A 19578-nucleotide genomic window follows, 5' to 3' on the forward strand; every position below is an offset into this window, starting at 1 on the left:
AACGCAGTGACCCAAACCTACGAGTTTCCGCAGGGATTTCGGTTATTAAGCGCTTACTTTGATCGCGCTTCGCAGGAAGCTCTTCTCGCACATATTCGAGAGGTTGTAACGAAGGCCCCGCTGTTCCAGCCGCGTATGCCGCGCACTAACGCTCCGCTCTCGGTTCGCATGAGTAACTGCGGGTCTCTGGGCTGGGTTGCCGATAAAAATGGCTACCGTTATCAACCAGACCACCCTGATACAGGAGAGCCTTGGCCTGAGATGCCAAAGATGCTGCTGGATCTGTGGGAGGGTGTTTCCGGCTACGAAGCGCCACCTCAAGCCTGTCTGATCAACTGGTATGACGGCGGCGCAAAGATGGGCCTTCACCAAGATAAGGACGAGGAAAATCTCGTCGCGCCAGTCGTATCAGTAAGCCTTGGCGATACCGGCGTCTTCCGGTTAGGCGGCCTGACGCGTAAAGCGCCAACTCGGTCAATGAAACTCAGCTCTGGAGATGTTGTGGTATTGGGCGGAGCTTCCCGCCTTTGCTACCACGGCATAGATCGCATCATGCCGGGTACCAGTACGCTTTTGCGCCAGTCTGGCAGGATCAATCTGACATTAAGGCGGGTAACGCCGCTCTAGGCGGCGCTAACGGGTAGTGTTAGACCGTTAGAGGATTATGCATCTTCCAACGCAGGCTCAATCAGGTACGCCTCGATACCGGAGATGGCAAAACGCATACCACGTTCAACAATCTCGTCGCGGTCTGGCGCAGCTTCATAGGCAGATGACGGTTTGCCGGTAATTGCGTGAAGAATTTCTATCGCCGAGCTGTGCATCAGCATCGCCATCAACTTTAGCTCCAGCGGACGAAGCTCGCGAGTGCCTGTAGCAGCAGACAGGGCGCGGCCAACACGCTGAAGAACCAACGGTGGCTCCCAATTATGCAGGATTTTCTGGCCCATATCAGGGTCGGCCATCAATTGGCGGAGCAACAATACAAATGGAACCATCTCGGATGTTTCGCGAGAAACGCCTTGCACGATCAATGGTTCAATGCAGGCTCTAACAATCTCGTCGACACTGGGCTTGCGACCACCGACCTCAAGCGCATCCAGCCTTTGCATACGCATATCGTCAATGTCGGCCATGCGACGCTCTAAGACTGCGCGAATGAGGTCTTCTTTACTTCCAAAATGATAGTTAACCGAAGCGACGTTGGCTCCTGCTTCCTCGGTAATCATTCGAACCGAAGTCGCAGCCATGCCGTGTTCAGTCAAAAGACGCTCTGCGCTGTCGAGCAGACGCCCCCTTGTTCCCGCTGCAGAACTGTCAGACACCTTGTTTTCTCCAAGCACAATGAATGCTGAAACTGTTCCACATAAGTTACCCAGAGGCAACAGCGTATTTCTGAGTTAATACCTCACCTCAAGAATTGATAGAGCAAACACAACTGAAGATTATTCAATAAAATTCACTAAACCATACCTAAGTATGAAGAGAATATATTGATGCCTTATGGGGTTAGTCTGTGCATATACACAGCGATCCACTATCTATCAAACGACAGAGGCCGGAGATGTGCATTAAAGAACACATCTCCGGCCTTCCAAAAGCACCAGTAACTATCTGGGGACTTAAAACTGAGAGTAAGCTAAGGTTGCCATCGCAATTGCGATCACCCAAAGGGCCACTCGGCCAGAGCGAGAATGGCGCGCTTCAGACTTACCGATAGCCTCTGCGGTGGCAGCATCAAAGCGAAGGCCGTTATTGACCATAGACTCCAACTCGCCGGAAAGCTTTTGAGCGCGCTCTGCCAGAATTGGCAGGCTCGTCACCATTTTGCCAACGACACCCATCGCCTCTCCCAGATCAGAGATACGCCCAGCTGGTCCAAGATTGTATTGGATCCACGAGCGGACAACAGGGTCAGCCGTGTTCCACATATCAAGATGCGGGTTCAATGAACGGGCAACGCCTTCAACTACCACCATGTTCTTTTGCAGCATAATCAGCTGTGGCTGAGTATGCATATTGAACATCTCGGTGACTTCGAAAAGCTGTGTCAGAAGGCGGGCCATGGAGATTTCACTGGCGTCATGCCCATGGATCGGCTCCCCGATGGCACGGATAGCCTGAGCGAAAACGTCAACATCCTGATCGGCTGGCACATAGCCCGCTTCAAAATGAACCTCTGCCACACGGCGATAGTTGCGCGTTATGAAGCCGTACAGGATCTCAGCCAGAAAACGGCGCTCAGCAAGCTTCAAACGCCCTGTGATACCCAAGTCGACAGCAACAAGCGTACCGTCATCTTGAACGAACAGATTGCCCTGATGCATATCCGCATGGAAGAAGCCATCGCGCACCGCATGGCGCAGGAAGCTCTGGATCACCCTGTCGCCCAGCGATGGCAAATCATGGTGCGATGCCTGCAGTGCCTCGGTGTCGGAAAGCTTAATACCGTCAATCCACTCCATGGTCAGAACTGAACGTGACAGGCGCTTCCAGTCCACAGAAGGCACTCTGTAGAGCTCATCGTCCTTGCAGTTGTCCGCCATTTCAGAAAGCGCTGCGGCTTCCATACGCAGGTCCATCTCCAGCGTAACGGAACGTTCAAGCGTTTGCACAAAAGCAACTGGACGCAACCGGCGGCTGGCGGGACTTAGCTTCTCGGCAAGGCGGGCAGCGAGATAAAAGCTCTGCAAGTCCCGACGGAAACGGCGACCAACCCCCGGACGCAAAACCTTGACAGCGACTTTTTGCAAAGACCCGTCAGGTCCTTTGATAAATGCTGGGTGAACCTGCGCGATAGAGGCAGCCGCTACCGGCTCTTCAAAGCTTTCAAAAAGCTCTTCGACTGGCACGCCGAACTGGTCACGGATCGTCTTACGAGCTTGCTCGGTAGCAAAGGCTGGAACATTGTCTTGAAGCGCGGAAAGCTCTTGTGCCGCAGCTTTACCGACAACATCTGGACGCGTTGCAAGGAACTGGCCAAGCTTGATGTAGGACGGTCCCAGGCGGTTGAGCGCCGTTGTCAGGCGCGCTGCTGCGGCATCCTTTTCAACGCCCTTACGCTCCAGCATGCGGGCCATGCTAATAGCAAGGCGCGGCCCCGCAGGCAGGTCTGGCAGATGAACAAGACCAAAAACGCCCTCACGCGCCAGAACAAAGCCAGCAACCACAAGGCGGTAAAATGGAAGAATAGAAGACAGCATGCAGACTTAGTACTTCCAGCCCGAATGAAGGGCAGCAATGCCGCCCGTATAGTTGCGATAGGAAACGCGGTTAAAGCCCGCATCCTCAATCATCTGCTTAAAGCGTTCCTGATTTGGGAACTTGCGAATGGATTCCACGAGGTACTGGTAAGGGTCCGGATCGCCCGTAACCATTTTGCCCATCGGCGGAATAATTTTGAATGAAAAGGTGTCGTAGACTTTATCAAGCGCGGGTACATCAACCTGCGAGAACTCCAGACACATAAAGCGTCCGCCCCGTTTCAGCACGCGGTGTGCCTCAGAAAGCGCCTTGGCAATCTTCGGCACGTTACGAATGCCGAAAGCGATTGTGTAAACGTCGAAAGAGCTATCAGGAAACGGCAGGTCTTCAGCGTTGCCTTGAACGAATTCAATATGGCCGCCCAAACCAGCTTTTGCTGCTCTGTCTTTGCCAACCGCGAGCATAGAGCCGTTGATATCGCAAACCGTTGACTGCGCGGTGCGCTGGGAGCGCTCAACAACACGCGTTGCGATATCTCCAGTACCCCCTGCAACATCAAGGTGGTGCATTGGACGTGAATTGGACTTTGGCGGATTGAGCGACGAAACCATCGCGTCCTTCCAGAGCCGATGCATACCACCGGACATCAAGTCGTTCATAAGGTCATAGCGGGAGGCCACTTTGTGGAAAACATCATCCACCAGCCCCTGCTTTTGTCCCTCATTTACGGTCGAAAAGCCGAAACTGACTGCCATTTCAGATGGATCGGTAACAGACTTACGTGGGTTGTAACGGGGTTCGCTCGCCATTTTTCCAAATCACTCCATTTCGAGCGCGACCATAGTACAGCTCTTAGCAAAGCGCTATTGTTGCACCTATATTTTAGAAGAGATGCACGAATAACTTTCGGACCAGATAATGCCAGAGCTTCCTGAGGTTGAAACCGTAAAGCGCGGCCTCGCGCCCTTTTTTGAAGGCGCCACCATTGTAAACGCAAGGGTAGGCAGACCAGACCTGCGTTTTCCGTTCCCTGAAAATTTCACAGATCGTCTGGAAGGGCGCACCGTTACCTCCATGGGCCGCCGAGCCAAGTACCTTATGGCCGACCTAGATTCGAACGACGTTCTGGTAATGCACCTTGGTATGTCCGGCTCCTTCCGCTGCGAGCATTTGGGCAATGCTCCTTCTTCGGCGAATGCTAGCGAACAAAGCTCAAAACTACCTAAACACGACCATGTGATGTTCGAACTTAGCGCACCGGACAAAGCACAGGTATCGCTAGCCGCGTGATCTATAATGACCCTCGCCGGTTCGGCTTTATGACGCTGGTGGAGCGAAACGAACTAGAGACCCACCCCCTCTTTGCTCAAATGGGACTGGAGCCGCTTGGCAATGCGCTGAATGGCGAATTGCTTGCAGAATTGTTCAAGGACCGGAAAACACCCTTTAAATCTGCCCTGCTCAATCAAAAATTCATCGCCGGATTAGGCAACATCTATGTCTGTGAAGCCTTGTGGCGGGCAGGCATAGACCCGCGCCGCGCTGTTGGTACACTTGCCAAGAAAAGCGCAAAATCCAAGGCAGAAGCGGAGCTATTGGCAGTGTCCATCAGGGATGTTTTGGAAGACGCTATCCGCTCCGGAGGCTCATCCCTAAAAGATCATGTGCAAACCGATGGATCCTTGGGATATTTTCAACACAGTTTTGCGGTTTACGATAGAGAGAGAGAAGTCTGCCGCAAGGACGGATGCTCGGGTATAGTCGAGCGGATAGTCCAAAGCGGACGCTCAACATTCTTTTGTCCTCGTTGTCAGCGCTGATTTGCCACGCCGACAATGATTGCGCCGTCCCCAAGCGGTGTCTATGTGGCTGAGAACAAGAAATAATTAAGCGTGCCCTACTTTCTTGGAGGCTAAAATGAAGGTTGGCGTAGTTGGTGTAGGCGCTGTTGGTAGTACAGCAGCTTATGCAATGGTTCTAAACGGGGTGGGTACTGAAGTTGTTCTTGTCGATTACAATCCAAAGTTTGCGCTAGCGCAGGCAGAGGATATTTTCCACGCAACTCCTTTTGCTCATCCAACTCGCGTTTATGCTGGTGGTTATGATGCCCTTAAGGGCGCCGCAGTTGTTGTAATTGCAGCCGGTGTTAGCCAGCGTCCTGGCGAGACCCGCATTCAGCTTCTGGCTCGTAACGCGGCAGTGTTTGCTTCTGTCATTCCAGAAATTCTGAAATATGCTCCAAACGCCATTTTGTTGGTGGCGACCAACCCTGTCGATATCATGACACAGGTTGCGACGGAGATTTCCGGCCTTCCATCCAAGCGCGTTATTGGTTCGGGTACAGTTCTGGATACCGCCCGTTTCCGCGCATTGTTAGGTCATCACCTCGGCATTTCTCCTGTTTCCGTTCACGCCGACGTATTGGGTGAGCACGGTGACAGTGAGGTTCTTGTTTGGTCTGGTGCGAAAGCTGGCAACACCAACCTTTTGGAATTTGCAGCTCAGACCAACCGCACAATTACACCGGAAGTTCGTGAACGCATTGATACAGGTGTTCGCCGCGCAGCCTACTCGATCATCGAGGGCAAGGGCGCAACCAACTTTGGTATTGGCGCCGGTCTGTCGCGCATTGTGCGCGCTATTGTTTCCAATGAGCATTCTGTTATCAGTTTGACAACTGAAACACCGGAAGTATTGGGTGTGAAGAAGATTGCAGTGTCCGTGCCACGCGTAATTGGCGCTCAGGGCATTGAAGCAACCCTCTTCCCGACCCTTGATGAAGATGAAGCAGCCAAGTTGCGTGCAAGTGCAGAGTCACTCAAGTCCGCAGCGAAAGAAGTTCTGTCACAGAGTTCGAACTGATTGGTCAGTTGCGCGCATTTTTGCGCCATCTGGTCTTGGCAATTCCTTCGTTTTCACTTAAGCCAACGCACAATCGAACGGAGGCAGATTGACGCTGCCTCCTCGTCAGCCACCCTTTGGCAAACGAGAAAACGCTGAGACGCGGAGAGATTTCAAATGACACAGGCAGACATTGGCCTTATCGGCCTTGGGGTGATGGGTGCCAACCTCGCCCTCAATATCGCAGATAACGGTTATAAAGTTGCAGTGTTCAACCGTACCGCAGCAAAAACCGATGCATTCATGGAAAATGCAGCGCATCTGAAAGACAAGTTCATTGCCTGCTATTCCCTTGAAGAACTGACCGCTGCTATCAAAGCACCGCGCCCGATCATCATGATGGTTCAGGCTGGTGAAGCTGTAGACCAGCAGATCGCAGCGCTGAAGCCTTTCCTCTCTGAAGGCGATATCCTGATTGACGCTGGTAACAGCTCCTTCCATGACAGTAACCGCCGCTATCGCGAGCTGGCAGACACCCCGTTCACCTTCGTGGGCATGGGCGTTTCCGGTGGCGCAGAAGGCGCGCGCCATGGACCATCCATCATGGTTGGCGCTTCTCCTGAAGCTTATGCCCGCATTGAGGACATCCTCAAGGCAATCTCCGCCAAGCATAATGGAGAGCCTTGCTGCGCTCTGATGGGCCCTGAAGGCGCTGGTCACTTCGTTAAGACCCTGCACAATGGCATCGAATATGCCGACATGCAGATGATTGCCGAAGTTCACGAGATTCTCAGCAAATCTCTTGGCCTTTCCATTCAAGAGCAGGCAGCAGTCTTCCATAAGTGGAACGAAGGTCCGCTGGCTTCCTACCTCATCGAAATCACTGCCAACGTTATGGACGTGGTTGACGAAGAGAGCGGCAAACCAATTCTGGAAGTTATCCTCGACACCGCAGGCCAGAAAGGCACGGGTCGCTGGTCCGCAGTTGAAGCGCACGTGCTCGGCGTTCCTGCAACCGGTATCGACGCTGCTGTTGCTGCACGGTGCATCTCTGCAAACCGCGCACTGCGTCAGGAAATTGCTGAGCTGTATCCGAACAACGAAGTACCTCAGACTTGGGCTGACAAGCAGGCTGGCATCGATGCGTGTGAACGCGCTCTGATCGCTGGTAAGATTGCAGCTTACGCAGAAGGTTTCGACGTTCTGGCTGCCGGTTCTCGCGACTATGATTGGAACTTGCCACTGGGCGACATCGCTCGCATCTGGCGTCAGGGTTGCATCATTCGCTCCCGTTTCCTTGATGAAATCGCACAAGCTTATGACGAGAAGCCAGAGCTGAAATCCCTTTATCTGGCTCCAACCATTGCTGATCGCATGAAGGATGCTGTTCCAGGTCTTCGCGAAACCCTTGCAAAGGCTATTTTGAGCGGCATTCCAATGCCTGCGCTTTCTGCTGCAATGGGCTCCTTCGACCTTTCCCGTCAGAAACGCACTTCCGCTTATGTCATTCAGGGTCAGCGCGACTTCTTCGGTCAGCACGGCTTTGAACGCACTGACAAGGAAGGCAAAGACTTCCACGGTCCATGGCCAGCAGGCGGCGCATAAGCCCGCCAGTTAGACGCTTTTTTGAGGAGGGGTTGCCTACGCAATCCCTCTTCTCTTTTATCTAACCTCCATTTGCGGTTAGTATGCAAAGGCAAAGAGCGAGAACGCTCTTAAACAACAGCTCATTTCAGGATTTTAACGTGACCTTATCGTCTCCAAACGGTGCCGAGATCTACCGCCGCTTAATCAAGGCCATTGAAACCCGTGAGTTGAAACCAGGAAGCCGCCTGAGAGAGGCAGAACTGGCTGAGCGATTTGGTGTAAGCCGTACGCCTATTCGTGAAGGTCTCAAGCGTCTTGAAGCGCAAGGCCTTGCCGTTCACGAACCGAACCGCGGTATGGTTATTCCGTCCCTCGATCATGACCAGATCAGCGAGCTGTATTTCCTGCGTGAAGTGTTGGAAGGCACCGCCGGCCGCTTGGCAGCGCAGCATGCATCCAACGCCGAAATCGAAATTCTTCAAGAGCTTGTGGCCTCGGATCAGGAAAACCTTGCCGATGCTGACCGCCTGATCAAATCGAACCGCGAGTTCCATCGCCGGTTCTACCTTGCATCCCACAATCGCTATCTTGTTGAGCAGATCGACCACATGCGCCTGTCACTGCTGCTGCTTGCCGGTACAACGCTGACGGATGATGATCGACGCCGGATCGCGATTGAAGAGCATGCTGAGATTGTTGACGCAATTGCTAAACGCGATTTCGACAGAGCCGATAAAGCAGCCCGTCATCATATCGCAGAGGCGCACAAGGCACGCTTGAGATTTTTCACTCGCCTTTGAGCGAATTTCTTTGACGATGGCACTTTATACTAATCATTGTTTTAGTTGGTGCCATCGTATCGCTTCTTGACAGACATATAAGCAATTATTCATATTTCCTATAAGTTCCAGCGCTATTGATCCTCTAAGGATACTTTTGAATTTATAGGTAGTTATCGTGTCGGATCAGCCGCTCTCTGATCGCCAGTCGAATATACTCAAGCTGTTGAAAGATAACGGCTCTGTCAGTGTCGACTTTCTCTCTGAAGCTTTCGCTGTCACTACCCAAACCATTAGGCGGGATGTGAATCGGCTAGGCTCTCTTGGCTTGGTGCAGCGGTTCCATGGAGGCGTTGAGCTTCCCAGAAGTCCGCGCAATATTGCCTATGGCGCGCGTAAAATCCTAAATCGCAGAGCAAAGCTTTCCATAGCAGCGCATGCGGCTCACCACATACCTAACCATGCAAGTGTAGCCTTTTCCATCGGCACCACACCTGAGATCGTTGCAGGGGCACTGGGCGGTCATGATGGATTAAAAGTATTCACCAATAATATGAATGTTGCGGTCGCAGCACTCAAAAACCCATCCTCCCATGTAACCATAGCCGGCGGGCGTTTGCGCCATGACGACTGCGATGTTCTTGGCTACAGAGCGGAGGATTTTTTTCGCGGGTACAAGTTCGATATCGGTATTTTCGGTGTTGCAGGCGTAGATTCAGACGGCACGCTGCTCGACTTTCATGAGGAAGAAGTGGCCGCACGAACGGCGATATTAAAAAACTGCCGTGAGGCTTTTCTGGTGCTGGATAGCTCCAAGTTTGGCAGACAGGCCCATGTGCGCGGTGGCTGGATTACTGATGTTTCCAAGGTATTTGTCGATCATGCGCCGCCATCAGCCATTGTCGATTGCCTAAACACAAGCGGCACTGAGCTGGTTATCTGCAACCAAGACCTTGCTGCGTAAACGACACCCTAAGAAAATTGAAAGGATTTACTCTCTAGGCTGCACCACTAAGTAGTTTTATTAGAGATATCCCTTGAATTCGATTTGTAGAATTTTGGCAGCTCTGGCTGCACTCACCCTTTTAAGCGGATGCGCTGCGGTAGCAGTAACAGGAGCTGCGCTATCTGTAGCCAGTACAGCAGTTGTCACCACAGCAAAGGTGGGCGGCGCTGCTGTGGGCGGCGCAATTGATCTTGTGACTGATGATGACGAGGAAGAAGAGTAGCCCTTATTTCGGCTCGCTCTGCTCCAGAGACTGAATAACCGTTGCCAGCTTGATGAGCTCTTCGTACTCGGCTTCGCTCAAAATTGCGCGCAGGTCGTCGTAGGCTTCCTTTGCCCGCAGCTCCAGCTCCTTGTTTTCAATTTCTTCTTCTGGAGTCGTAGAAGCAGCGGCGGCAGCTTCACCAGCTTCCAACGCCTCTTCCTGCTGCAAAATAGCCATACGGCTATGATCAACACGGGCATCTTCTAGAATTGCCCGCACCATCTCCCGTTTTTCCTCAGAGCTGCTCATGTGCTTAACCAGCAGATCGATCTGCGCGCTTTCAAGCACCAGCACATCCTCCAGCTCTGAGCTGGAAACGGACATGATTGAAATCGGCAAAGCAAGAACGGCAGCTAAAAGGATTTTGGCGAGAAGTGTCATCTATTGTTATTTGTTTCTTTATTAAAAATTTATCTGAGGTTGAACTCATATAGGACAGAGGTTTGCCAAAGCAACCGCTCTAGCGACGTCATTTTCGCATGCTCCTCAATAATCGAGCGCGCAAGTTCTGGAACGTCGGTGATAATGCCATCAACGCCCATGGCGATGTACCGCATCATCATAACCGGATCGTTAACAGTCCAAACATAAACCTGCTTGTCTTGTTTGCGGGCGCGGCTAACGAAGTTTGGCACAGCAACAGACGGGCTTACAGCAAAGAAATCGACAGGTACATCAACAAGGTTGCCAAGGAATGTTGCTGTGACCACACCGTTATCCCAGCCCGGCGCCAATTCTCTGAAAAGCCTTAGCGCGCCTCTGTCCAAAGACATAACCGCAACGTCATTCTGCATGCCATTGGCTTCTACGATATTGACGATTTTCTCTTCAAGGCCCCGAGGACTGCTAGGATAGTACTTCAATTCAATCAGCAGCTTGGCTTTGCCTTTTACCGCTTGTAGCGCCTCTTCCAATGTAGGGATCTGCTCTTCACTGAAAGCAGGGTCAAACCAGCTTCCCATATCAACGTTTCGTAGCTCTTCAAGGGTCATGGAGCTGATGAAATCACTGTTATAGGAAAGGCGCATCAGGTCACGGTCGTGGATCAGAACAACCTGCCCATCGGCTGTGAGCTGCGCATCCACTTCCACATAGTCAGCACCATCCGCAACGGCTTGATTGATCGCTGCCATGGTGTTTTCTGGTGCCTTTTGGGATGCACCGCGATGGGCGATCACCATAACGGGGTGCACATCTTCATCGAGGGAGACAATCACACCACCGGAAAAGGCTGCAACAGAACTGCCGAGCGCTAGAAACCCGAGTATCCGAAGCGGCGACAAACCACGTTTCTTGACCTCTCGTTCATCCAGTTCAGGCGCTTCTTCGAATGGGTGGTCCTTACCGTCTGTGATAAATAGCGCTGCTTTTTGCAAGATTGCCAGACTGCCAACAATGCAGATGGAAACAAAGAAACCGCCAAGCGCTGCCAGCAGCGCCAAGATACTGAGGGTGATTTCCAAGCGTGGCAGGCTATCGCCTGAAAAAGAGATAAAGAGAGAGCCGATCCCCTCAACGCCAATCAAAAGGCCCGCACTCAACACCAAGTCGCCAACCAGCCAAATGGTTGTTGCAGCTAAAAAGCCATTTATGAGAGGGCGGGTGAGAAAGCGGCTTCGCGGAAACGCGCTAGAGGGCCGGTTGTATCGAATAACGACCAAGGCCAGCGACAGGCCCCAGCCAACCAAGTGGCGCAGAGCGTAATACCCGCCTGCGATGGCGCCGAACATGGCCGTAACAAGTGCCGCCCAGAACTGCCACGGTTGCTCCTGCAGGTAGTAATTGATGTCGTAGCTTTGCAAAAACACCATGTACGCCGCCACGATGACGGCCATTCCCGGTATGCTAACAATGGCAAGGCGGATGGTGAGGTGCCCGGCGTATTCTATCAACCTTGGCAAGCGGATAAGCGTATTCAGCAGGCCGGCGCCAGCACTGATGATGGACTTATCACTACGGCCCAGAACGAAGAGCAGTGTCGCCTGCTCCAGCAAGAAGATAAGCGTAAATAAGCTTGCCAGCACGAAAGTGACGAGCAGCCCAACAGGGCTCAGAACGAACGAGAGGATTTCGTAGTTAGCAACGACCGGAACACCCGAGACATACAAAAGCCAAGAGCGCAAACCTGCCAGCAGCGGCGAAAATACACCGATACCAAGCACGACAAACGCACCATGCACGAAAGTCAGTCGCCAGAAGTTCTCGCGCCAGCCTTCGATCAGCAGTTTTCCAATTCGGGAAAGCTCCCCGGACATTCCTCGGCTCGCCTTTCATTATTCTTGTTGTCGGCAACCCTTCCGCTTTGGTCGGGTGCGGCACATTACAGCGCCCTTTCAGCCAATGGAACCGGTCACTTAGGCGCAACCAGTGAATAAAATGGCGTTCTTGCTAGGTATTTCCAGCAGGGTCAGAAGTAGATTATGGGTTTTTGTAGTGGCATGGCAACCGGCAAGACTTTGAAGTTGTCTCGATTTTTGATATGCAGCCCTTGAGAACAACACAATATAAGCCCATCGAACACCAACCCCCTACAGGGAGGGGGGAATAATGAAGATCACAACACTTGCTATCAGCGCAATTATGTCCAGCGCATCTCTTGGACTAATTGCAACTCACGCACATGCCGAAGAATCCAAATCCTGCAAGACCGTAAGGTTCGCTGATGTAGGCTGGACAGATATTACAGCAACTACAGCAACGGCAACGATTATACTAGAAGCACTAGGGTACGATACTCAGGTTAAGCTTCTTTCCGTTCCTGTAACGTATGCATCCCTGAAAAATAAAGATATCGATATCTTCCTTGGCAACTGGATGCCAACCATGGAGTCTTATATTGCTCCATTTGAAGCTGATGGTAGCGTTGAAACTCTGCGTACCAACCTTTCCGGCGCGAAATACACCCTCGCCGTACCTGACTATACTTATGAGCGCGGCATCAAAACCTTTGAAGACATCGCCAAATTCTCAGATGATCTGGATCAGGAGATTTTTGGTCTGGAAGCTGGCAACGATGGCAATAAGCAGATCCTCGACATGATCAACGCGGGTGATTTCGGCCTTGCCGATTTTGAACTGCGTGAATCTTCTGAAGCCGGTATGCTGTCTCAGGTTTCCCGCGCAATCCGCCGCGAGCGCGACATAGTGTTCCTTGGCTGGGAACCGCACCCAATGAACTCCAACTTCAAGCTGCGTTATCTTGAAGGCGGAGACAAGTATTTCGGCCCTAATTTGGGCGGTGCTGAGGTGCGTACCAACGTGCGTGCAGGTTACACGCAAGAGTGCCCTAACATCGGGAATTTCCTAAATAATCTTGAATTCACATTGCAGCTCGAAAACGAAATTATGGGCGCAATTTTGAACGATAAACAAAAGCCGGAGGATGCAGCTAAGGCATGGCTGCAAAAGAACCCCGATATTCTTGAGGAATGGCTCGAAGGCGTTACCACAAGTTCTGGTCAAAATGGTCTAACTGCCGTAAAAGCAGCACTTGATCTAAATTGAATTCCCGAAACTGATAGCGCTAACGAGGCGACAGGAGCATCCGTTGAACTGGCTGACCGATCATAAACTGCCTGCGGGAGAGTGGGCCCGTGCAGGCGTCGACTGGTTAACAGACAACGCAGAAGGCTTCTTCGACGGTATTTCCGTTGGCCTTGAAACAATCATTGATGGGGTGATGTGGCTGCTACAAGGCCCACCCCCGCTGGTAATGGTTGCGTTGTTCTCAGCGCTATCTTTCTACCTGCGCAGAAGCTATCGCCTGACGGCGTTCGTTCTGCTGGGCATGCTGTTCATCATCAACCAAGGTCTGTGGCGCGAAACGACAGAGACGCTTGCGCTTGTGCTTACAGCAACCGCAATCTGCATGGTCATTGGTGTGCCTGTTGGTGTGTTTTGCGCCCACCGGCCCAAGTTCTACGAGTGGATCCGCCCTGTTCTGGATCTCATGCAGACCGTGCCGACCTTTGTGTATCTCATTCCGGCGCTGGTGTTGTTCGGCTTGGGCATGGTACCGGGCCTTGTATCGACAGTGGTGTTTGCGCTTCCCTCTCCGATCCGCCTCACTCAGCTCGGCATTTCTTCAACGCCAAAGCATTTGCTGGAAGCTGGTGAAGCCTTTGGTGCAACGCCTTGGCAGCGCCTTACCAAAATCGAACTGCCGTACGCCTTGCCTAACATCATGGCAGGCCTAACGCAGGCGATCATGCTTTCCCTGAGCATGGTAGTGATTGCTGCGCTCGTAGGTGCTGATGGTCTTGGCGTGCCAACGCTACGTGCCCTCAATACGATGAATATTTCGCAGGGCTTTGAAGTAGGCGTTGCCATCGTACTTATTGCAATTATTCTCGACCGGCTGTTCCGTCCGATCCGCCGCAAAAAGGGCAAGCCATCGTGAACGGACCCATCCTTTCCTTCAAGAACGTCGATATCGTATTCGGTGACAAGCCGAAGAAAGCGCTGCCGCTTATCGACAAAGGCGAGAGCCGTCGTTCTATTAGAGAGGAAACCGGCCAGACCGTTGGTGTTGCTGGTGCGAATTTTGATGTTCAGCAGGGTGAAGTCATCGTTTTGATGGGCCTTTCCGGCTCCGGCAAATCCAGCCTTCTGCGCTCTGCCAATGGCTTGAACAAAGTCACCCGAGGCAAAGTCGAGCATTATGTTGATGGCAAAGTCATCAATCCGTCCAAATGCTCTAGCGAGGATCTGCGCTGGCTGCGCCGTAACCGTGTCACCATGGTATTCCAGCAGTTTGCGCTGTTGCCATGGCGTACAGTGCGAGACAATGTGGGCTTTGGCCTTGAGCTCGCAGGCATTCCTGCTCGCGAACGCCGCGAACGCGTTGATCAGCAGCTCGAACTGGTTGGTCTTACAGACTGGGCGGACAAAAGCGTAGAAGAGCTTTCTGGCGGCATGCAGCAGCGTGTGGGCCTTGCCCGCGCCTTTGCAACGAATGCCCCGATCCTGCTGATGGATGAACCGTTTTCCGCTCTTGATCCTTTGATCCGCAGCCGCCTTCAAGATGAACTGCTTGAGCTTCAGTCAAAGCTCAAAAAGACGATTTTGTTCGTGAGCCACAATCTGGATGAAGCTGCGAAAATCGGTTCCAGAATTGCGATTATGGAAGGTGGCCGCGTCATCCAGATCGGAACCGCTTCACAGATCATCCGTGCACCGGCAGATAACTACGTGCGCGACTTCATCGGTCATATGAATCCGCTCACCGTTCTCAAGGCTCAAGATATCATGTCCGAGCTATCTGGTGATGCGTCTGAAGTGACGCTGACTTGCTCACCTGAGATGCCGCTGGCTGACGTTGTAAAGCTGCTGGAGGCTGACAAGGGCCCTATCCTTGTTATCAAGGATGAAAAGCCTCTGGGTATCATCAGAGATAAAGACGTCCTGAACAGCCTGACCTGATTTTGGGAAGAGACGGGATTATCCCGCGACCTCCAAGTGTACCAGAGAGATCGCGGGACTTTTAGTAGGGTTAGATTGTTACCTGACTTTCACTTGAGCCATCGTCGATATTGATCGTCACCGTCGCTGGCATCATGCCGAGTGTGGCCGAGACCGCAAAGTTCTGGCCGTTCGACGAACCATCTACATCAACACTCAAGTTACCAGTGGCGTTGTCGTACTGGACGTAATCGTTGACGCTTCCGGCCACATCAAACAGCGCTGTCAGATCTACCACATCTCCATCAGCGGAGCTGTAGTCGGCGATAAAGTCGATAGCGTCTGTCGAGGAGATAACAAACGTATCTGCACCGCTGCCGCCTTCAAGGGTGTTTGCGCCTGCGCCGCCATCAAGACGGTCAGCACCGCCGCCGCCTTTCAGGATATCCGCTGCGTTGGAGCCGATGGCAAAGTCGTTGCCTTCGCCAAGGTCTACAGTGAAGCCGCGAGCTGCCTGAGACAGATCAACTAGATCCTGACCACTCAAGGTGCTGATTTCTTCAACCTCTTCGTAATCGCGGGTGCCATCAACTTCGACGACATCATTGTTACCTGTACCTTCGGCGACGTTGTATGTGCCGGCTGTACCGGTAACATCATCGAGCAGATCGCCTGTGACGCCATCTGTTACCTGCTGGTCGATGCCTGTATCAGCCATTTGCAGCTCAACGCGGTTATCGACGCTCACGGTTGCCATTGCAGCCGCCATTGCCGGCACACCGGCGTCATCGGTCACAGTATAGGTCAGAGGAATGTCGCCCTCAAACCCATCGTTGACGGTCACAACCCAAGTGCCTGGGGCAGGTCCTGCAACAATCATTGCATCAGGGGATGTAGTCTGAACGTTGGAAACGCTCATCATATCGCCATCCGGATCACTGTAGGTGCTAAGCAGATCGGCTTCGCTCAAGGTGAACTCGCCCACATCTTCCCTATCAAGCGTCAGCGGCGAAGCAGAAGTCGGCTGGCCGTTGACGTTGAAGCCGAAGTTGAACGGGGCACTTTGGCCTTCACTGCTCATTGCTTGCGCCTGAGCTGTGATATCGCCGAAGAAGTCACCCGGCAGTGTCGCCATAATGGTGGCGAGCGCTGTAATAAACGCCTGCTCACTACCAAAGGCACTGCGCGAGACTGTCAGCGTATCCCCATCAGGGTTCAACGTGCCAACGTTAAACGTTGTGCCGCTTGGCAGACCATTAAAGCTGATCGTCACTTCATCCAGCGTTTCTGCAACTGGGCCAACACTGTCGGTAACCGCTGCCGAAACATCGATATCTACCAGAATAGGCTGACCTGTTTGGGCCACATCCTGAGCCGATGCAGACAGGTCGATATCCGGTGCTGGTGCAACAGAAACCACAAGGTCTGCAGGCAGGGATTCTTCTGTCGCGTTCGCTGCATTTTGATCTGCAACAGTTGGCTCGGAAGAAACAGAGACCACTTTCAGCGTGAAGTCACCTGAAGCATCTGGCGGCGGAAGGAAGCTAACCTTGCCGATATCCGCTGCATCAATGGTTGCTTCTGCAGGACCAGTCGCAACGGCAATCCCGTCCACCAGAATCTGGCCACCAGCAGGAACATCACGAATGATGAACTCTGCGATTTCCTCGTGCGGGTCAGTGACCGCACCGGAAATACTCAAGGCAACAGCCATGTCTTCGGTTGTTGAGGTATCAGAGACACTCACAGTTGGAACATCTGCATCTGGCAGTACCTTGAACAGGAAGTCTCCAATGCCGAAGTTTGTGTCGCCATTGGAAAGTTCAAGCGTGTTCACTTCCAAGGTGAGCCGCACCTGATCTGGCAAAGTCGCATCCAGACTATCCGGCGTCCGAGCATTTTCATCCACCAGACCGATTTTCAGCTGACTGTACTCTGCTGGAGTGAGGGTGAAACTGCGCAAGCCGTTTCCGTCCAGACCGTTATCTGTACCAACGTTGACAGTCAGGAAGTCCGGAATGCCCGAGATCGTAATGTTATAGACCTCAGAACCGTCCGTATCTGGCGTCGAAGTCGAAATCACACTCTCAAGCAGGATATCAACGTCTTCCAGCGTCGTCACTAATGGCAGAATATCGCCATTGTCATTGCCAGTTGGCAAGGAGATGTCAACATCCACCAAACCCGTATCAGCAATGGCTTCAACACCAACCACCACTGTTGCAGTCGTTGAGGCTGTATCACCATTCGGCTCTACCGATGTTGCTTTCACATTGATCGGAATATCGCCGTGCAGATGGGTTGTCGGAATGAGGTTCAGGCTTGCGGTGCCGCTCGGCACTTCATAAGTCAGAACTCCTCCTGCCGAACTCACAGGCGTCAGAGGTGTGCCGCCAGCATCGGCAATGACGCCAAGACTTGCATCAATGGTGACTTCCAAGGTCGCTGCTATGGTTTCACCCGGATCAACAAGGGCGACACCGATGGAGAACGGAATGGTGTTGTCTTCCAGTCCGCCAGCGGAAGATACATTCACCTTCGGCGCATCTGCTACAGGCTCAATGTAAACCGTTGTCACCTGCTCAACGCTGTTGGAGAAGCCGCAATCTGCGTCCAGCGACAACGAGGTCACCGAGAACTCATCCAAACCGTCAAACGGTGTGTTCGCGCTGGAAACGTGCTCTGGGTAGGTGACAAAGAACTCGGTCGATGCATCCACAATAGCCGTGTTCACGAAATAGGTTCCCGTGACAGGGTTATAAGAGATTGCATCGGCAGGCTCTGCACGAACCAGCGAACCATTCGGAATACCTGTGATCTGGATAGAACCACCGTTCGGTATGTTGGAGAAATCACCGCCATAGTTGTTCAGCGTCAACGTGAACATGGCTTCTTGATCTTCAACGCCGACGATTGGCGAGATGGTGACATCTGGTGGATCAGGCAGATCATCGATATCACAGCCGTCTCCGCCACCGCCGCCACCGGCATCCGTCACTTGTACGTAAAAGTCTGCCTGCGCAATGGCAACGCCTTCAAGAGCTGCAGCATCGGTGAGCGATGAACCACTCGGGATCATCTCATCATCTTCAACCACAATTGCTGTCAGCGTGAACTGATAATCGGTTTGTCCGTTCACGTTGACCGGAACAAACTCCAGATTTCCGATGTCGGCGGCTGAAACAATGATCGCTCCTGCACCTGTATCAACCCCGTTCTGGAAGCTCACGCTTGGCGTACCGGTATTCAAGCCGCCGCCCGGCGCAACTGTCGACAAGCTGTCACCCGTAATTACGAAGAACAGGTTCTCCGAGCCATCGAAGTTGATACCGTCCGGCATGATTTCCTGCATCATGCCGCCAAGGCGTGTTGCTGCACCATCTGGTCCCAAAACGGACGTATCCAGCAGGAATGCGCCGCTATCATCACCGGTGTAGGCTTCAGAGGCTCCACCAGCAGGCACGGTGATGGTCGGAGTGTCTGCAACGCCCTTCACGTTGATGGTCAGCGTGCCGTTTTCGGTCTTCGTTGGCCCTGTCGGGTCAGTCGCCTCACGCACCGTGTATTCAATACCGAGTGTGAAGTCTTCGTTGCTATCCTTTGGCGGAACAACAAAGAAATCGCTGATATCAGCGGAATCGATGACCATGTCACCGTTCACATCAGGGAAGATCTCTGTACCACCACCAGCTGGATCACCAATGAAGAAACGTGCTTCCACGCCGAACGATGTTGGCAGTCCGCTATCCAGACTGATGATGACATTACCGACCAGTTCTTCTGGCGAGTCATCGCTCTTATCGATGAGGTTGCCATCAATACCCGGATTGAACGCTGTATCCTCAAGAATGTTGTAGGTCTGGTTCGGGTTTCCGCCATCAACGGAAGGCGTTACCTCGATAACGAGCGGGCCGGTGTTGGTTTGTCCGGTCTCATTATCGTTGAACTCACGCGTCAGGACCTGTGCGGTGATGTTGGTCGAGCCATCCGTACTGCGCATCAGCTCGCCCGTTACAGGATCAGCTGTAACAACACCGGAGAAGTGCTCAGGAATTCCGCGCAGAACCGCAGTAGACCACTGGCCGCCCTCAAGCACCCAATCTGTTGTGCCGTTACCCGGCTCTACACGAATGAGCTTTGCAGGCACCAGATTGCCGCCACCGTCTTCATAGAAGACAACAACACCCTTCGGAATACCGAAGATGGCAAGGCTCTCGATTGTTTCTGAGCCATCCATATCTGGATTTGCAGGCGAGAGCGGAATTTCCAGCCAGCCGCCTGCTGCATCAACGGTTGCTTCCGAAACCGCCACAGGATTTGGCAGAGTGGACGGATCGTTGACCGCTTCCACATCGATATCAACCTCGACGGAAACAGTCTTTGAGTTGGTGACCGTTTCTCCCGGATTGCGGCTATCGACAACGTTGAGATTCACTTTGATATCACCGAAGAAACCGCTGGAATCCTGTCCCGGCAATGCATCAGCTGCATCCACA

General features: G+C 52.7%; 15 protein-coding genes and 1 pseudogene. 10 read left to right on the forward strand and 6 right to left on the reverse strand.

Going from position 1 to position 19578, the window contains the following annotated elements:
• The first annotated feature begins 6 nt into the window (after positions 1-6).
• Positions 7-627 (forward strand): alpha-ketoglutarate-dependent dioxygenase AlkB, encoded by a 621-nt coding sequence (locus tag E1162_RS11775; RefSeq protein WP_371311914.1) that lies wholly within the window; start codon positions 7-9, stop codon positions 625-627.
• A gap of 35 nt (positions 628-662) precedes the next feature.
• On the opposite strand, the gene E1162_RS19715 is transcribed toward E1162_RS11775, so the two are convergent.
• From E1162_RS19715 to ubiE, 3 genes are all read right to left on the reverse strand, one after another.
• Positions 663-1325, reverse strand: a complete 663-nt coding sequence (locus E1162_RS19715) for a TetR/AcrR family transcriptional regulator (protein WP_371311915.1) — start codon at positions 1323-1325, stop codon at positions 663-665.
• A 297-nt stretch (positions 1326-1622) separates the two neighbouring features.
• Positions 1623-3203 carry a 2-polyprenylphenol 6-hydroxylase gene (ubiB, locus tag E1162_RS11785; RefSeq protein WP_155130915.1) on the reverse strand — a complete coding sequence of 527 codons (1581 nt, stop codon included), beginning with the start codon at positions 3201-3203 and terminating at the stop codon, positions 1623-1625.
• A 6-nt stretch (positions 3204-3209) separates the two neighbouring features.
• Positions 3210-4013, reverse strand: a complete 804-nt coding sequence (gene ubiE / locus E1162_RS11790) for a bifunctional demethylmenaquinone methyltransferase/2-methoxy-6-polyprenyl-1,4-benzoquinol methylase UbiE (protein ID WP_155130917.1) — start codon at positions 4011-4013, stop codon at positions 3210-3212.
• 109 nt (positions 4014-4122) lie between these two features.
• Here ubiE and mutM point away from each other — a divergent pair.
• The 6 genes and pseudogenes from mutM (at position 4123) to E1162_RS11820 (ending at position 9640) form a co-directional block, all read left to right on the forward strand.
• Positions 4123-5024, forward strand: a pseudogene (gene mutM, locus E1162_RS11795) (bifunctional DNA-formamidopyrimidine glycosylase/DNA-(apurinic or apyrimidinic site) lyase).
• 97 nt (positions 5025-5121) lie between these two features.
• Entirely contained in the window at positions 5122-6066 is a 945-nt protein-coding gene (locus E1162_RS11800; RefSeq protein ID WP_155130919.1) for an L-lactate dehydrogenase, read from the forward strand.
• Between the two features lie 156 nt (positions 6067-6222).
• Positions 6223-7650 (forward strand): NADP-dependent phosphogluconate dehydrogenase, encoded by a 1428-nt coding sequence (gene gnd / locus E1162_RS11805; protein ID WP_155130921.1) that lies wholly within the window; start codon positions 6223-6225, stop codon positions 7648-7650.
• A gap of 140 nt (positions 7651-7790) precedes the next feature.
• Positions 7791-8432 (forward strand): GntR family transcriptional regulator, encoded by a 642-nt coding sequence (locus tag E1162_RS11810; protein ID WP_371311916.1) that lies wholly within the window; start codon positions 7791-7793, stop codon positions 8430-8432.
• A 157-nt stretch (positions 8433-8589) separates the two neighbouring features.
• Positions 8590-9375, forward strand: coding sequence for a DeoR/GlpR family DNA-binding transcription regulator (locus E1162_RS11815; RefSeq protein WP_371311917.1), 786 nt, complete (start codon positions 8590-8592; stop codon positions 9373-9375).
• 73 nt (positions 9376-9448) lie between these two features.
• Positions 9449-9640, forward strand: a complete 192-nt coding sequence (locus E1162_RS11820) for a hypothetical protein (protein ID WP_155130925.1) — start codon at positions 9449-9451, stop codon at positions 9638-9640.
• A 3-nt stretch (positions 9641-9643) separates the two neighbouring features.
• On the opposite strand, the gene E1162_RS11825 is transcribed toward E1162_RS11820, so the two are convergent.
• Both E1162_RS11825 and E1162_RS11830 read right to left on the reverse strand, forming a co-directional pair.
• Positions 9644-10063, reverse strand: coding sequence for a hypothetical protein (locus E1162_RS11825; protein ID WP_155130927.1), 420 nt, complete (start codon positions 10061-10063; stop codon positions 9644-9646).
• Between the two features lie 29 nt (positions 10064-10092).
• Positions 10093-11937, reverse strand: a complete 1845-nt coding sequence (locus tag E1162_RS11830) for a glycerophosphodiester phosphodiesterase (protein ID WP_155130929.1) — start codon at positions 11935-11937, stop codon at positions 10093-10095.
• 292 nt (positions 11938-12229) lie between these two features.
• Between E1162_RS11830 and E1162_RS11835 the strand changes: the two genes are divergently transcribed.
• Genes E1162_RS11835 through choV form a run of 3 tightly spaced genes read left to right on the forward strand, consistent with a single transcriptional unit; the run spans position 12230 to position 15103 of the window.
• Entirely contained in the window at positions 12230-13186 is a 957-nt protein-coding gene (locus tag E1162_RS11835) for a choline ABC transporter substrate-binding protein (protein ID WP_155130931.1), read from the forward strand.
• Positions 13187-13229: 43 nt separating this feature from the next.
• Complete coding sequence (gene choW, locus E1162_RS11840; protein ID WP_155130933.1) at positions 13230-14081, forward strand: choline ABC transporter permease subunit; 852 nt, start codon at positions 13230-13232, stop codon at positions 14079-14081.
• Positions 14078-15103 (forward strand): choline ABC transporter ATP-binding protein, encoded by a 1026-nt coding sequence (choV, locus tag E1162_RS11845; protein ID WP_371311918.1) that lies wholly within the window; start codon positions 14078-14080, stop codon positions 15101-15103. The genes choW and choV overlap by 4 nt, the downstream gene beginning before the upstream one ends.
• Before the next feature lie 70 nt (positions 15104-15173).
• Here choV and E1162_RS11850 read toward each other — a convergent pair.
• The coding region (locus tag E1162_RS11850) for a cadherin-like domain-containing protein (RefSeq protein ID WP_155130935.1) at positions 15174-19578 on the reverse strand (4405 nt) is incomplete at its 5' end.

The sequence above is a fragment of the Pseudovibrio flavus genome (assembly GCF_009711345.1).
Lineage (GTDB): Bacteria > Pseudomonadota > Alphaproteobacteria > Rhizobiales > Stappiaceae > Pseudovibrio > Pseudovibrio flavus.

What these genes read in the sequence shown, in the direction of transcription:
- gnd (WP_155130921.1), top strand. Translation starts at nt 6,223, where the DNA reads ATGACACAGGCAGACATTGGCCTTATCGGCCTTGGGGTGATGGGTGCC.
- ubiE (WP_155130917.1), bottom strand. Translation starts at nt 4,013, where the DNA reads ATGGCGAGCGAACCCCGTTACAACCCACGTAAGTCTGTTACCGATCCA.
- E1162_RS11800 (WP_155130919.1), top strand. Translation starts at nt 5,122, where the DNA reads ATGAAGGTTGGCGTAGTTGGTGTAGGCGCTGTTGGTAGTACAGCAGCT.
- ubiB (WP_155130915.1), bottom strand. Translation starts at nt 3,203, where the DNA reads ATGCTGTCTTCTATTCTTCCATTTTACCGCCTTGTGGTTGCTGGCTTT.
- E1162_RS11825 (WP_155130927.1), bottom strand. Translation starts at nt 10,063, where the DNA reads ATGACACTTCTCGCCAAAATCCTTTTAGCTGCCGTTCTTGCTTTGCCG.
- E1162_RS11830 (WP_155130929.1), bottom strand. Translation starts at nt 11,937, where the DNA reads ATGTCCGGGGAGCTTTCCCGAATTGGAAAACTGCTGATCGAAGGCTGG.
- E1162_RS11835 (WP_155130931.1), top strand. Translation starts at nt 12,230, where the DNA reads ATGAAGATCACAACACTTGCTATCAGCGCAATTATGTCCAGCGCATCT.